General features: G+C 57.9%; 10 protein-coding genes, 1 tRNA gene and 2 rRNA genes (1 of these 13 running past the window's edge). 9 read left to right on the top strand and 4 right to left on the bottom strand.

Annotated features, from left to right (window positions below):
- From C2U30_RS12590 to C2U30_RS12580, 3 genes are all read left to right on the top strand, one after another.
- Positions 1-408, top strand: a 23S ribosomal RNA gene (locus C2U30_RS12590); it begins 2,481 nt to the left of the window's first position.
- A 121-nt stretch (positions 409-529) separates the two neighbouring features.
- Positions 530-644: ribosomal RNA gene (gene rrf / locus C2U30_RS12585) — 5S ribosomal RNA — on the top strand.
- 98 nt (positions 645-742) lie between these two features.
- Positions 743-819 (top strand) — tRNA-Asp (locus C2U30_RS12580).
- A gap of 277 nt (positions 820-1,096) precedes the next feature.
- Here C2U30_RS12580 and C2U30_RS12570 read toward each other — a convergent pair.
- Positions 1,097-1,429: a cupin domain-containing protein gene (locus C2U30_RS12570; RefSeq protein WP_010675945.1), complete on the bottom strand. Its 333-nt coding sequence runs from the start codon at positions 1,427-1,429 to the stop codon at positions 1,097-1,099.
- Between the two features lie 206 nt (positions 1,430-1,635).
- Between C2U30_RS12570 and C2U30_RS12565 the strand changes: the two genes are divergently transcribed.
- The 4 genes from C2U30_RS12565 (at position 1,636) to radC (ending at position 6,319) form a co-directional block, all read left to right on the top strand.
- A complete protein-coding gene (locus C2U30_RS12565) occupies positions 1,636-2,994 on the top strand; it encodes an NCS2 family permease (protein WP_103243868.1) in 1,359 nt (452 codons plus the stop codon).
- A 216-nt stretch (positions 2,995-3,210) separates the two neighbouring features.
- A complete protein-coding gene (locus C2U30_RS12560; RefSeq protein WP_103243867.1) occupies positions 3,211-4,413 on the top strand; it encodes a tyrosine-type recombinase/integrase in 1,203 nt (400 codons plus the stop codon).
- Positions 4,410-5,477, top strand: coding sequence for a PDDEXK nuclease domain-containing protein (locus C2U30_RS12555; RefSeq protein WP_103243866.1), 1,068 nt, complete (start codon positions 4,410-4,412; stop codon positions 5,475-5,477). Before C2U30_RS12560 ends, C2U30_RS12555 begins: the two co-directional genes overlap by 4 nt.
- A 332-nt stretch (positions 5,478-5,809) precedes the next feature.
- Positions 5,810-6,319 carry a RadC family protein gene (gene radC / locus C2U30_RS12550; RefSeq protein WP_103243865.1) on the top strand — a complete coding sequence of 170 codons (510 nt, stop codon included), beginning with the start codon at positions 5,810-5,812 and terminating at the stop codon, positions 6,317-6,319.
- A 187-nt stretch (positions 6,320-6,506) separates the two neighbouring features.
- On the opposite strand, the gene C2U30_RS12545 is transcribed toward radC, so the two are convergent.
- Positions 6,507-7,742 carry a HEPN domain-containing protein gene (locus C2U30_RS12545; protein ID WP_103243864.1) on the bottom strand — a complete coding sequence of 412 codons (1,236 nt, stop codon included), beginning with the start codon at positions 7,740-7,742 and terminating at the stop codon, positions 6,507-6,509.
- Entirely contained in the window at positions 7,739-8,962 is a 1,224-nt protein-coding gene (locus tag C2U30_RS12540; RefSeq protein WP_199767274.1) for a hypothetical protein, read from the bottom strand. Before C2U30_RS12540 ends, C2U30_RS12545 begins: the two co-directional genes overlap by 4 nt.
- 529 nt (positions 8,963-9,491) lie before the next feature.
- Between C2U30_RS12540 and C2U30_RS12535 the strand changes: the two genes are divergently transcribed.
- Both C2U30_RS12535 and C2U30_RS12530 read left to right on the top strand, forming a co-directional pair.
- Positions 9,492-10,331, top strand: coding sequence for a DUF932 domain-containing protein (locus tag C2U30_RS12535; RefSeq protein WP_103243863.1), 840 nt, complete (start codon positions 9,492-9,494; stop codon positions 10,329-10,331).
- 81 nt (positions 10,332-10,412) lie between these two features.
- Positions 10,413-12,485 (top strand): ParB/RepB/Spo0J family partition protein, encoded by a 2,073-nt coding sequence (locus tag C2U30_RS12530; RefSeq protein WP_103243862.1) that lies wholly within the window; start codon positions 10,413-10,415, stop codon positions 12,483-12,485.
- Positions 12,486-12,642: 157 nt separating this feature from the next.
- Here the strand turns inward: C2U30_RS12530 and C2U30_RS12525 are convergent, their stop codons facing one another.
- Entirely contained in the window at positions 12,643-13,179 is a 537-nt protein-coding gene (locus tag C2U30_RS12525) for an AAA family ATPase (protein ID WP_103243861.1), read from the bottom strand.
- Between the last annotated feature and the right edge of the window lie 565 nt (positions 13,180-13,744).

The following is a 13,744-nucleotide window of genomic DNA, read 5'->3' as shown; positions in this document are numbered from 1 at the left end:
ACCTCGATGTCGGCTCATCACATCCTGGGGCTGAAGTCGGTCCCAAGGGTATGGCTGTTCGCCATTTAAAGTGGTACGCGAGCTGGGTTCAGAACGTCGTGAGACAGTTCGGTCCCTATCTGCCGTGGGCGTTGGATGATTGAAGGGAGTTGCTCCTAGTACGAGAGGACCGGAGTGAACGAACCTCTGGTGTTCGGGTTGTCACGCCAGTGGCACTGCCCGGTAGCTAAGTTCGGAATCGATAACCGCTGAAAGCATCTAAGCGGGAAGCGAGCCCTGAGATGAGTCATCCCTGACCCCTTGAGGGTCCTAAAGGGCCGTTGGAGACCACAACGTTGATAGGTGGGGTGTGTAAGCGTAGCGATACGTTGAGCTAACCCATACTAATTACCCGTGAGGCTTAACCATACAACACCCAAGAAGTGTTCTGGGCCTTGTAGCGAATGAACGAACTACTCAAATTCAGTGGTAATGACAAGGCGAACTAGCCGAGTTGTTATTTACGTCAGCTTTCTGGATTAAGATTTTGCCTGGCGGCAATAGCGCAGTGGAACCACCTGACCCCATGCCGAACTCAGAAGTGAAACGCTGTAGCGCCGATGGTAGTGTGGCATTCGCCATGCGAGAGTAGGACACTGCCAGGCACCCAATTAAACGGTGATGTGAAGAATCACATGACCGGCTGCGAGGATGACACCTCATTAAGAAGCGGCAAATAATTTAGCGAAAGCTAACCGAATGCGGAGCGGTAGTTCAGTCGGTTAGAATACCGGCCTGTCACGCCGGGGGTCGCGGGTTCGAGTCCCGTCCGCTCCGCCACTAAATTGAAAGGCCTTCCCTATCGGGAAGGCCTTTTTGCTTTCTGGCGTCGGGATAAGAGCTCAGGGAACAAGAGGCAACCACCAGGGCTGCGACTTGCCACTGGCAACTTTGTCCCGCTCTGTTGTCCCTTGTGCTTGAGCCGGATTTTGTCCGTCTCTGCGTCCGTTATGCCACTAACAAGAAGCCCAGTCGAAAGACTGGGCTTTTTTTCGTCTCCACGGTCTCCTCTTCGATCTTCGCAGCAGAAGCATTGCCTTCTTGAGCCGTGAGCTTGCTAGTAATAGACGCAGAGCCAGACGGTTGTCTCGGTCGGATGGGTCCACTCCACCCTGTGCTGAAGGTGCGCCGGGATGTTGATGTAATCCCCCGGCCCCAGATGGACGCGTTCCTGTACCCCGGTATCCGGTGTGATGAAGACCAGGATGGCCTCTCCCTGCACCAGCAATACCCATTCGTGTTCATCCTGATCGAACCACTCTCCGGTAGGGGTCTGCTGCCCCTGGGAGAGAATGCGCTCGATACGAACATTGTTGGTACTGACCAGATCCGCGAACACTTCACTGGGCAGGGGGGAGGGGATCTGGCCAAGCAGGTTGCCTGTGTGCATGGGCTTCTCTCCGGTAGATGGGAACGTGGCTAGCTAAGAGTGTAGAAGCTTGGGATGGGCCGCTCTCATGGAAAATGAGGTCTCCAACGAGCCCTTTTATGAAAAACTTCGGGGAAATGGGGGCTTATCCGCTGCAATCTCGCCAAATTCTTGCTATTTTGCGCGCCAGCAAGCAAACGATTTCCTTCACACTTTCAGGATGAACTATGGCAACGCAACAAACGACGGCCCGCGCCGGCAATGGCGGGTTTCTGGATTCCTATTTCTCCATCAGCCAGCGTGGCAGCACGGTGCGACAGGAGCTGCTGGCCGGGTTGACCACCTTCCTGGCGATGGTCTACAGCATCATCGTCGTGCCGAACATGCTGGGCTCAGCCGGTTTTGAGCAGGGCCCGGTGTTTGTGGCGACCTGTCTGATCGCCGCCTTCGGCTCCCTGCTGATGGGGCTCTGGGCCAAGCTGCCGATGGCCATCGGTTGTGCCATCTCTCTCACCGCCTTTACCGCCTTCAGCCTGGTGCTGGGTCAGGGGCTGAGCATTCCGGTCGCGCTGGGCGCCATCTTCCTGATGGGGGTGCTGTTCACCCTGATCAGCGTCACCGGCGTGCGCCAGTGGATCCTGGACAACCTTCCCTCCGGCATCGCCCACGGTACCGGCATCGGTATCGGCCTGTTCCTGCTGCTGATCGCCACCAACGGGGTCGGCATGGTGATCAAGAATGAAGGGGCTGGCCTGCCGGTGCAGCTCGGCGAGATCACCGCCTTCCCGGTCATCATGACGGTGCTGGGTCTGGCTGCCATCTTCGGCCTGGAGCGCCGCAAGGTGCCGGGCGGTATCCTGATGGTGATCATCGCCATCTCCATCCTCGGCCTCATCTTCGATCCGAAAGTGACCTGGCAGGGCTTCTTCGCCATGCCGAGCCTGAGTGGCGAGAATGGCTCCCTGGTGGGCAGCATGGATCTGCTGGGCGCCCTCAATCCGGTGGTGATTCCGACCGTGTTGGCGCTGGTGATGACCGCCGTGTTTGACGCCACCGGCACCATCCGTGCCGTGGCTGGTCAGGCTGGCCTCATCAACGAGCGTGGTCACATCATCAGCGGTGGCAAGGCCCTGACTGCGGACTCCGTCAGCAGCATGGTGGCGGGCGTGGTAGGTGGTGCTCCGGCAGCCGTCTACATCGAATCTGCCGCAGGGACCGCTGCCGGCGGCAAGACAGGCCTGACCGCCACCCTGGTCGGCGTGCTCTTCCTGCTGATGATCTTCCTCTCCCCGCTGAGCTATCTGGTACCGGCCTACGCCACCGCACCGGCCCTGATGTATGTGGGCCTGCTGATGCTGGGCAACGTCACCAAGCTGGACTTCAACGACTCGGTCGATGCCCTCTCCGGCATGCTGTGCGCCGTCTTCATCGTGCTGACCTGCAACATCGTCACCGGCATCATGCTGGGCTTCGTGGCCCTGGTGGTCGGCCGCCTGTTTGCCGCCGAGTGGAAGAAGCTCAACATCGGCACCGTCATCATCGCCGTGGCCCTGGTGATCTTCTACGCCGGTGGCTGGGCCATCTAATCTTCACACTATCGAGAAGGGCCCTGCGGGGCCCTTTTTTATTTCACCATGACTCCAGCACCGACCTTCGCTGGACTACGCCACAGCAAGATACAGCAGGTTTATCAATAACTTAGGCGAGTTCATCATATGCCGGTGCTTTCTGAAACTTGACCCGGCTTCCACCCGCTTGGCTCCCAACAGGCTCCTGGAAATCGGGCTTTCCGAGGAGTCATCATGGCGAAAATCAAACTCACGAAGTCCGCAGTCGATGCGGCACAAGCCCAGGCGCAGCCAGTCGAACTGCGCGACACCCTGGTTCCAGGCTTCCTGTGCAAGATCACCCCAGCCGGTCGCAAGGTGTTCATGCTTCAGTACCGCACGAACGCCGGAGAGCGGCGCAAACCTGCCCTGGGTCTGTACGGTGAACTGACCGTCGAACAGGCCCGATCGCTGGCGCAGGAGTGGCTGGCGCAAGTGCGCCGAGGTGGCGACCCTGCTGCAGAGAAGGCTGCAGCGCGTCAGGCACCCACGGTCAAGGAGCTGTGCATCAAGTTCATGGAGGACTACTCCAGCCAGCGTAACAAGCCGAGCACGCAGGAAGGCTACCAGAGCGTCATTGATCGCAACATCATCCCGATGCTTGGCCGCATGAAGGTGCAGGATCTAAAGCGGCCTGACGTGGCTTCGATGATGAAGAAGATGGCGCACAAGCCCGCCGATGCGAACCGCACGTTCAGCGTGATGCGCAAGATGTTCAACTTGGCCGAGGTATGGGGCTATCGCCCTGACGGCACCAACCCATGCCGCCATGTGCCCATGTACCCGAACGGCAAGGCGACCCACCTCATCAGCGACGAGGAAATGGGCAAGTTGTTTCACTACCTTGACCAGTTGGAGGCGGAAGGGCTGGAGCATGCTGTGATCCCGTTGGCCATCCGCCTGCAATTCGAGTTTGCCGCTCGCCTTTCTGAGATCGTCTCACTCCAATGGGATTGGATTGACCTGGAAAACCGGCGGGTGGTGTGGCCTGACAGCAAGACAGGCGGTATGTCCAAGCCCATGAGCGAAGAAGCCTATCGGCTTCTTTCAACCGCCGCCCGCAATGCTACGACGCCTCATGTGCTGCCTTCTCCACGGCATCCAGATCGGCACCTGACCGATGGCGAGTATTACAGCGGTTGGACTCGCACTCTGAAAGCCGCTGGCGTGACGCATGTGGGTACGCACGGAATCCGCCACAGGTCTGCAACCGACATTGCCAATTCCGGCATCCCGGTGAAGGTCGGTATGGCGCTGACGGCGCACAAGACCGTGGCGATGTTCATGCGCTACGTCCACACCGAAGACAAGCCAGTGCGGGAGGCCGCTGAGTTGGTGGCGAACCGGCGCAAAGCGATCACCGGTGCCAAGCAATCACCTGCGGAGGTGACAGCATGAGCAGACTCAAGATTGCCAACCCTTCACCCGCAGCGCCGAAGGCTTTGCTGGGCGACATTCGGGCACTGATCGAGGCGTCGCGGCAGCGCGCCGCCTCGACGGTCAATGCCGAGCTGACCTTGCTGTTCTGGCAGATCGGCCAGCGCATCCATACGGAAGTGCTGGCCGGTCAGCGGGCCGGGTACGGCGAAGAAATCCTGCCGACCCTGGCCGAGCAGCTTGCCCGCGACTATGGGCGCGGCTTTGGGGAGAAGAATCTGCGCCGGATGGTCAAGTTCGCCGCCACGTTCCCCGAGGAGCCAATTGTCGCGACACTGTCGCGACAATTGAGTTGGTCGCATTTCGTCCTGCTGCTGGCACTCAAGGAACCGCTCCAGCGGGACTACTACGCACAGATGGCAGGTGCCGAACGCTGGAGCGTGCGGACGCTGCGCGAGCGCATCGACTCGATGCTGTACGAGCGTACGGCGCTGTCCCACAAGCCGGAAGAAACCATTGCACAGGAACTGGCGACCCTGCGCGATGCGCAGCGCATGACACCGGCGCTGGTGATGCGCGACCCGTACATCCTCGACTTCCTGGGCCTGCGGGATAGCTGGCAGGAAAGTGATCTGGAGGCGGCCATCATCCGTGAAATGGAAGCCTTCCTGCTGGAACTGGGCGCGGGCTTCTGCTTCGTTGCCCGGCAGAAGCGCATCCAGATCGACGACGAGGATTTTCACCTTGATCTGCTGTTCTACAACCGCAAGCTGCGGCGGCTGGTGGCGGTGGAGTTGAAGATCGGCGAGTTCAAGGCGGCCTACAAGGGGCAGATGGAGCTTTACCTGCGCTGGCTGGACAAGCACGAGCGGGAGCAGGAAGAAGCCTCGCCGCTGGGGATCATTCTCTGCACCGGCAAGAAGCGCGAGCAGATCGAATTGCTGGAACTGGACAAGTCGGGCATCCATGTTGCCGAGTACCTGACCAGCTTGCCGTCGCGTGCGGTGCTGGGCGAGAAGTTGCAGCAGGCGACCGAGCGGGCGCGGTTGCAGATCGAGCAGCGGGAGCCTGGCGAGAAGTCCTGACAGCAGCATCCGTGCGTCCCGGCGTGCCGCCGTCGGGTTCGCGGGCTGCGCCCCGCGCTTCGTGTCGAATCGCGGCCATCTGGCGTTGACCCCTGACGCCTTCGGCCCGTGTGGGCCTGCGCGCTCCGCTTGCCCGAAAGCCGACTGTGTGAGTGGGCGGGTTTAGGCGGTCTTGCTGTTCCCCTCACCGTATCACGGCGTTCTCGCCGTCAATGGCTGCACGCGCCATGCGCGCTTGCGGCCAGTTGGCCGTCTGCGACCCCTGACTGCTTGCGCTGCGCCGTGCTGGCCACGGTTCCGGGCAATTCCGCCCGTGCAACCGGAGCACGATCATGTCGCAACTTTCTCTTTCTTCCTTCGATTTCGTTCTGATGGTTCGCAGCGCGCGTGGGCGCTACCAGCCAGCTTCTGCCGATCAGATCCTCGAAGCCGCACGCCTAGTCATCGACCAGAAAATGCCGCGCGGCGAATCCTTTACATCACCGATGGCGGTAAAGGAGTATCTAGGCACCAAGCTGGCGTGCCTGGAGCATGAAGTCTTCGCAGTGCTGTTCCTTGATACGCAGCATAGGCTGATCGAGTACAGCGAGCTGTTCCGGGGCACCATCGACAGTGCATCGGTGTACCCGCGTGAAGTTCTCAAGGAGGCACTGCGGCTCAATGCAGCGGCAGTCATCATTTCTCATAACCACCCGAGCGGGAATCCTGAGCCTAGCGCAGCCGATAAGTCGCTGACGAAGCGACTTCGGGAGGCGCTGGCGATGGTGGATGTGCGCGTGCTGGATCACATCATTGTCGGTGGCACGAAAACAACGTCATTTGCGGAATGCGGCTTGATTTGAACCGAGGGGGGGGAGCCCCTCTTTTTTGAGTCAGCTTGGGTGTGTTTTCCGGGCGATAGCTGGTCTGGACTCTCAGATTATTTTTTGAAAGTGCGGAAGCTATTTCTGAGTAGCCTTCTTCAATTATTCGCCCGCTAGAAAGATAAAGGCTGAAACAGGGTCATGGGGTACATCACCAACGAATATTTTAATAAGAGTTTTGAGCGTCCTTCACCATCTCATATAATTTATCAATTTTCTTTACGTCCTTGTATTTTTCGGAGTTCAGCAACTCAGCGATTGCAGCTCTTACTAACTGAATTATTCCAACGTAGCTCTGATCAATCTCTTTGCTCCCTCCGTGAACCAAAGCTGATCTCATTCGATAAACTTTTTTTAGTACGGAGCTTGCCCGTAATCTTGACTCTTTGTCTTTGGCAACAATAAAAACAAATGTGTCTGCCAGGCGATCACCAATGCTTTTTTGAAAAAGACTGCCTTCATCGTAAGACAACAAAATCTCAAGGGCAATGCAAGTATGAATTACTGAGTCCTTTTCTTTCTGGCTTCTGATTGCCTCGCCAATCGAAATTGAGCAATTCAATACGCGTGAGCTAAGATCAGAAATTTTCACTCCATTTTTTCTTTCTTTATATATATCCCATAACTTCCTAAAGCTGGTATTGTTTACGAAAAAGTCGTCATCAACAGGAATTTTCTCAACAATTTTATTGCTTATGGATGCATCTGGAAAATCTGAAGGATTCCTTTGTATCTGGTAGGAGCTAGTTTCCACATACATCTGTTGATGTGTGTAGCTAGGATAAGAAGGCAGCCCTGTTTTTATGAAAATTGAATTATCTTTCTTTCCGGCTATAAAAAATATTAAATTAATGAATTCTTGGAATTCATCATGGGCAAGCGAGATGGCCTTTAAATTGTCATAGCTATTCTTTATTTCTGAGCATATGTAATAATCATTGTTGTTTGAAATAGGCATTTTCAGCGATCCCGACAAACCTATTTCAAAAGGCCCTATGGTTACCGCACCTTCTTTATCTAGTCTTATTCCCGATATCGGCGCTACTACCTTGACATCTTCCGGTAAGACATCTGTAAATATTTTCAATAAAGATGCAACGTCTTCATTGGAAAAATATTTGTCACAAAACTTCATTCCGAAGATACTATTCTCGATTATTTTATACGCAGCCTCCCTGCTGAATCGTTGACTTATTTTACTTTCACTGTTGTAGATGGCGTCTAGCAGGATGAAGTACGAGTCAATGTCGGTAACCGTCAATGCTTGTCCTGTTTCTACTTTGATTTTGGCCATTTTTGACGTTGCGGCTTCCTCTCGGCTGCATGCATGTATTATTTCTAGTGCGGCATTTAAGAGTTTTTTTATTTTCTCGTAGTTGTCGGAATTTTCATTGTGGCTCATCTATTGACTCCATTATTGTCAAAGCGTTTCGGCAAGGGAATATCGTGCAAGAAGTAATCATTCTTACAGTCGCTATCCATCGGTGTGACTCGGTGCATGAAACCATTGCTTTGAGCATCCGAGATATCTATGAGCGCTTTAAGCAACGAAAGCGTCTGTTGCTGACTCGGGTTAAGGTTTTTCTTTATCTCTATTAACTCAGCGAAAGTGTGATCTTCCAGGAAGTTAAAGTGACTTCCTAGCAACCCGCAAATTCCGTCTGATAACTGAGTTTCTATGCAACTCATGGAGTCAACGAATGAGTATTCGACCGGCTCCCCCTTGTATATCATCCGTGTTCCGCCTAATGCCTCTTGAACTTCAGTTTCGTTGTCAAAAGTGTGGGAGCTTGTTGGGTAGATATACAGGGGTCGCAAAAACAAACTATCGAAACTGTCAATAAGAACATCATCGACGTTATCCACTATAAAAGGAAGTTCTGAAAGATTTGCTGCCTTCCGAATCATGTGAACAACGAGCTTGCTGATATCGGATTGTGAGTTTTTCGAGGCCGATTCAAGAAAATCAGCAAATTCAGTCATGAACGTGAAGCTCAAATTTCTTTGGACATTAGGAAACCGATATTTCTTTAGAATTAGAACCAAACTGCCCAGGTCAGAATTTGCAAGATTGAAGAGTTCGCCCTTAATGTGCATGACGTAAGGCATGTACTGAAGTAGCTCCGGCTCATCCCACATTGAATCAACAATATCAACCAGAGACCAATATAAGATATTAAAATTTGTATAGTGAATGAATGCCCCATTGCTGATCAGCCATTCTAGAAGCGTCCTTATTTTTTTGGAATTGAGTACGCCAAGATAGTTTCCGGTGGCAAGTTGATTGAATTTTATCTCCTTGGCTGATTTTTGAATATGTAAAGATTTAATCAGATCATCAATTCCAGATAGGGGCGATGATTTTTTGTGCGAGATTCCACCCAAAACAAAGTTCCTTGGTTTTTCGTTGAAGCCATCATCCCTGACCCAGAATTTTCGGATGTTGTTAGTTTCGTCATAGAAGAATGAGTACTCTTCGTCTAGCCCATACAGAGGTTGCTCTGCGAAGATGTTTAAGAGCATGCCCGCTCGTAGGTCTTCCGCATTCAAGGTTCGAGGTTTTTCCTGACTATCATTCATTTTTAACCTACGATCATTGTTGGTGGCGGTCGTGTTCGCCATGTTTAAAAAGAATTAAATCTTTGCAGATAGATAATAAGGCAACGATACGTTTGCGTCTTCGCTTTGCGAACCGCGCTGCTCCAGGTTCGCTGTTCGCTCATCCCTGACGGGACTGGCATTCGCCAGCCTTCCACATCCCTGACGCCTACGGCCCGGCTTCCAGCTTCGGGCCTGCGCGCTTCGCTTGCGTGCGGTTTGCACATCACTGCGGCCGTTGCCATGTCCAGCCGTCTTTCCTGACTCCATCACCTTGCTCGCGACTGTAGCCCGTGGCCGCGTGCCATCAAGGCGCGCCAGGCCGTGTCCTCGGCTACGCCTGCGGGCCGCACCAACCTGCCGCTTTCCTCCTTGACGGCCCACGTCCGTGGGCTCCTGACCGTCGCGGGCGATGAACTCAGGAAAGACGGTGGCAACAGGGCCAACCGGGTTCTTCGTGCCAACCGCACCGAACAGCCGAAAGGCTGGGCTCCGAATCTAGGAATCCGGTGTGCGGTTTGAACAGCAAACCCTTTTCGTCAGGAGAAAGACCATGTACGCATCCCCCCTTGCTTCGCGCTTCGCCTCCCGTTCCCCAGTATTGCGCAGCGACTCCCCGCTGTCCGATGACCAGATTCACCGCGTGGCCCCGTCCATCTTTGCGGAAGCGCCCCACGAAAGCCGCTCCCAGCGTTACGCCTATATCCCCACCGCCACGGTGCTGACCGAACTGCGCAAGGAAGGGTTTCAGCCTTTCATGGTGACGCAGACCCGCACCCGCCACGAAGACCGGCGCGACTACACCAAGCACATGATCCGGCTGCGCCATGCCAGCCAGATCAACGCCCGAGGTGAAGCCAACGAAATCATCCTGCTGAACTCGCACGATGGCACCAGCAGCTACCAGATGCTGGCCGGCATGTTCCGTTTCGTGTGCAGCAATGGGCTGGTGTGCGGCGATACCGTGGCCGATGTGCGCGTGCCGCATAAGGGTGACGTGGCCGGGCAAGTGATCGAAGGTGCCTATCAGGTGCTGCACGGTTTTGACCGGGCGCTGGAATCCCGCGAATCCATGCAGGCCATTACGCTGGACGAAGGCGAGGCCGAAGTATTCGCCCGCGCCGCGCTGTCGCTCAAGTACGACGACCCGGACAAGCCCGCACCCATCACCGAATCGCAAATCCTGATGCCGCGTCGGTTCGACGACCGCCGCCCGGACTTGTGGATGACCTTCAACCGCATACAGGAAAACCTGACCAAAGGCGGTTTGTCTGGACGCAGCGCCAACGGACGCCGCCAGCAGACCCGCCCGGTACAGGGCATTGATTCCGATGTGCGCCTCAATCGCGCCCTGTGGCTGCTGGCCGACGGCCTACGCCAATTGAAAGCCTGATTCCCCTGCGCGGCAGGGGCAGGCAGCAACCCTTGCCGCGTCATTCGCTGCTGCATTCCAACATCGCAAGGAGTTTTCACCATGAACGCCATCAACCACACCGAAGCCCAAGCCATCCACGCCACGGCCAGCGCCGCACCTGCCGTGCTGCTGGAAGCCGCCGACCCGAGCAAGAACCTGATTCTTGTGTCGCTGTCGCGGCTGGTATCGCGCCCTACGGGCCGCAACGTGCGCAAGACCCCGCGCATGTCGATTCCCGAACTCGCCGCCAGCATCCAGCGTGTCGGCCTACTGCAAAACCTGATCGTGACCGCGACCGCTGACGGCGAGCGTTACGAAGTCGTGGCCGGAGGCCGTCGCCTTGCCGCCCTCAAGCTGTTGGAGAAGAAGCACCGCATCAGCAAGGAATGGGACGTTCCTTGCCTGCTGGTGGCCGATGGCACCGCCCGCACCGCCAGCCTCACCGAGAACGTGCAGCGCGAAGCCATGCACCCCGCCGACCAGTTCGAGGCATTCGCCGCGCTGGTGGCCGAAGGCCGCCCCATCGAGGACATTGCAGCGGATTTCAGCGTCACGCCGCTGGTGGTGCAGCGCCGCCTGAAACTCGCCAACGTGTCGCCGCGCCTGCTGGCCGACTACCGGGCCGAGGCCGTGAGCCTTGACCAGTTGATGGCCCTTGCCATCACCGACGACCACGCCGCGCAGGAAGCCGCGTTCTACGATGCGCCGACATGGCAGCGCAGCCCGCATAGCCTGCGCGACCGCCTGACGGAGCGCGAGATTGATGCCCACCGGCATCCGCTGGTGCGCTTCGTTGCGCTGAATGCTTACGAGGCCGCAGGCGGTGGCACCCGCCGCGATCTGTTCGCGGAAGCCGATAGCGGCGTGTATCTGACCGATGCCACGCTGCTGGAACGGCTGGCGCAGGACAAGCTGGCCAGCCTTGCCGCCGAGGTGCAGGCCGAAGGCTGGGCATGGGTGGATGCCACCCCCGGCACGACCCATGCCGACCTGCAAGCCTTCCAGCGCGCCCCGAGGCAGCGCCGCAGCCCGAACAAGCGCGAAGCCCAACGCATCGAGAAGCTGCAAACCAAGATGCAGGCGCTGGCCGAGGCCGTGGATGCCGCCCTGGACGCCGACGACGAGGATAAGGCCGACGCCTTGCAGGAGGAAGGCGAACACCTGGGCGAACAGTTGCAGGCGCTGGAAGATGGCTTGCAGGACTACGGAGAAGCCGTCAAAGCTGCCGCCGGTGCCATCGTCACCATCGACCGCAACGGCGAGGCCGTGATTCATCGTGGCCTGTTGCGCGAAGCCGAGGCCAAGGCACTGCGCACGCTTGAACGGCTGCGGCAGGGTTTCGGCAGCGAGGGCGAAGCCGGGAACGACGACACCGGCGAGGAAACCGACGATGCCCCCAAGCCCGCCGCCATGTCCGACCGGCTGGCGCAACGCTTGAGCGGCCACCGTACCGCCGCGCTGCAAATCGAAGTCGCCCGGCATCCGCAGGTGGCGCTGGCCGCACTGGTGCATCGCATGGTGCAGACTGTCTTGCAAAGCAGCCACTACGGCCACGATCTGCCGCTGGGCATGAAACTGACCCAGCAAGATCGGCTGGAAGGCATGGCCCCGGACTGGCCGGAATCGCCCGCCGCCGTGGCACTGCGCGAACTGCAACAGGTAGCGGGTGAAGCCTTGCCGGAGGGCAGCGCCGAACTGTTCGCCGCGCTGCTGGCGAAGCCGCAGGATGAACTGGTGCGGCTGCTGGCCGTGTGCGTGGCATCCACGGTCGATGTGGTGACGCCCCGTGCCATGCAGCACCAGCCGGGTGCCGAACTGGCGCAGGCCGTGGCGCTGGACATGGCGGCATGGTGGCAACCGACCGCAGACGGCTATTTCCAGCATGTGCCGAAGGCCGCGATTCTGGAAGCAGTGGGCGAATTCGCACCGGAGCACGTCACCCGGCTGGCGAAGTTGAAAAAAGGCGACATTGCCAGCGAAGCCGAACGGCTGGCCGATGGCACCGGCTGGATGCCTGCCATCTTCCGTGCCGCAGGCCCGCAGGATGCCGCGCAGGAGGCAGGCCCGGAGCAGGACGCCCCGGAGGATGCCGAGGCAATGGCGGATGAATCCGCCGAGGCGCTGGCCGCTTGATCTTCCCTTTTGTGAAGCAAGCGCCTTGGTTTCGGCCAAGGCGTTTGCAGCACGATCAGCACCGGCCCCAAGCCGTTCCGCCTTGGGGCCGGTAGTCAAGAATCCGGTCGCGGCAGTGGCCGCGCCCGGTTGAAAGGCCCAGCGGTCACGTGGCAGATCAGCGACCTGCCAGGGCTTCCAGCACAAAGTCGGCGCGCTGCGCTACGCCGACCTTGGGCAACAGCGAGACGGTATAGCCCAGCGCCGGATAGGTGCGCTGGAGCCGCTCGAATTCCAGCAGCGCGGCAGCCATGTCATGGCGGCGCTCCGCGTCCTGCACATAAATGTCCGGCCACGGCGGTGCCAGGAAAACATGCGGATGGTAGCGATACTGCTGGCCAAATTTGTCCAGCACGGGCTCGCCGGTCAGCGCCTGCAATGCAGCTGCAGAGTCGATCACGCCACGGTCGAAGAACACCCATTGCGAGTTGTCGTGTGCAGCATTGGCATGGTCTTCCCGCGCCACGTCGATGGCTCTGCGCAAGAAGGCCACCATGTCGAGCCACGGCAAGTCTTGTCCACCCGTGTGCGTTTGTTCCTGCACGATGCGCCGTCCCGGTTCTTCCACCACGGCATATCCGCGTTGCTGGAGTTCGGTGAGCAGTGTTGATTTACCGCCGCCTGAGCAGCCGGAAATGACGATGAAGTGGTTCATGGTGTGGGTATCCGAGTCATAAGTAGAACATGGCGCCGCTGTCAGCATTGGGGGAACGCATGGCGTGTCGGCGCACTGCGCCGCCGGGCTTTCGGGCTGCGCCCCATGCCGTCTTCGCCGTCACGGCCATTCGGCATCAATCCCTCACGCCTTCGCGCCTGCGGCGCTGCGCGCTGCGCTTGCGTTGAAAGTCGCGCCTCGCCGCAATGGGCGGGCTTGTGGAACTACGCCCCGGCTTGTTGCCGCAGGTTGCACGAAAGCGTGCCGTCCTCGACGCTGGCGGTTCGTCGCCTGTACGTCACGAAGGACGGTTCACCGACACGCCGCCCGGCCTCGGTATGGAACTTCCATGCCACGCCTCAAGCATGTGGCCGCGAACTGCGGCAGGGGCGCTCTTGCCTTGTCATTGGGGCATTGACCTGGCCGCGTCAGGGCGCAAGCCGGTGAAGCCGTCACGCGGGGAGCCGAGTCGGCCATGTTCCTTTCGGAGTGGGTCGGCCCAAGGCGTCCTGTCTGTTTGTGAATCCTGGCGGTGGCCGGGCTTCTATGGCTGCAACCTTCCAGC

The sequence above is a fragment of the Aeromonas sp. ASNIH5 genome, from assembly GCF_002902865.1.
Taxonomy (GTDB): domain Bacteria; phylum Pseudomonadota; class Gammaproteobacteria; order Enterobacterales; family Aeromonadaceae; genus Aeromonas; species Aeromonas caviae.
Note: the sequence above shows the minus strand (reverse complement) of the source record. Positions and strands in the feature narration are given on the sequence as shown.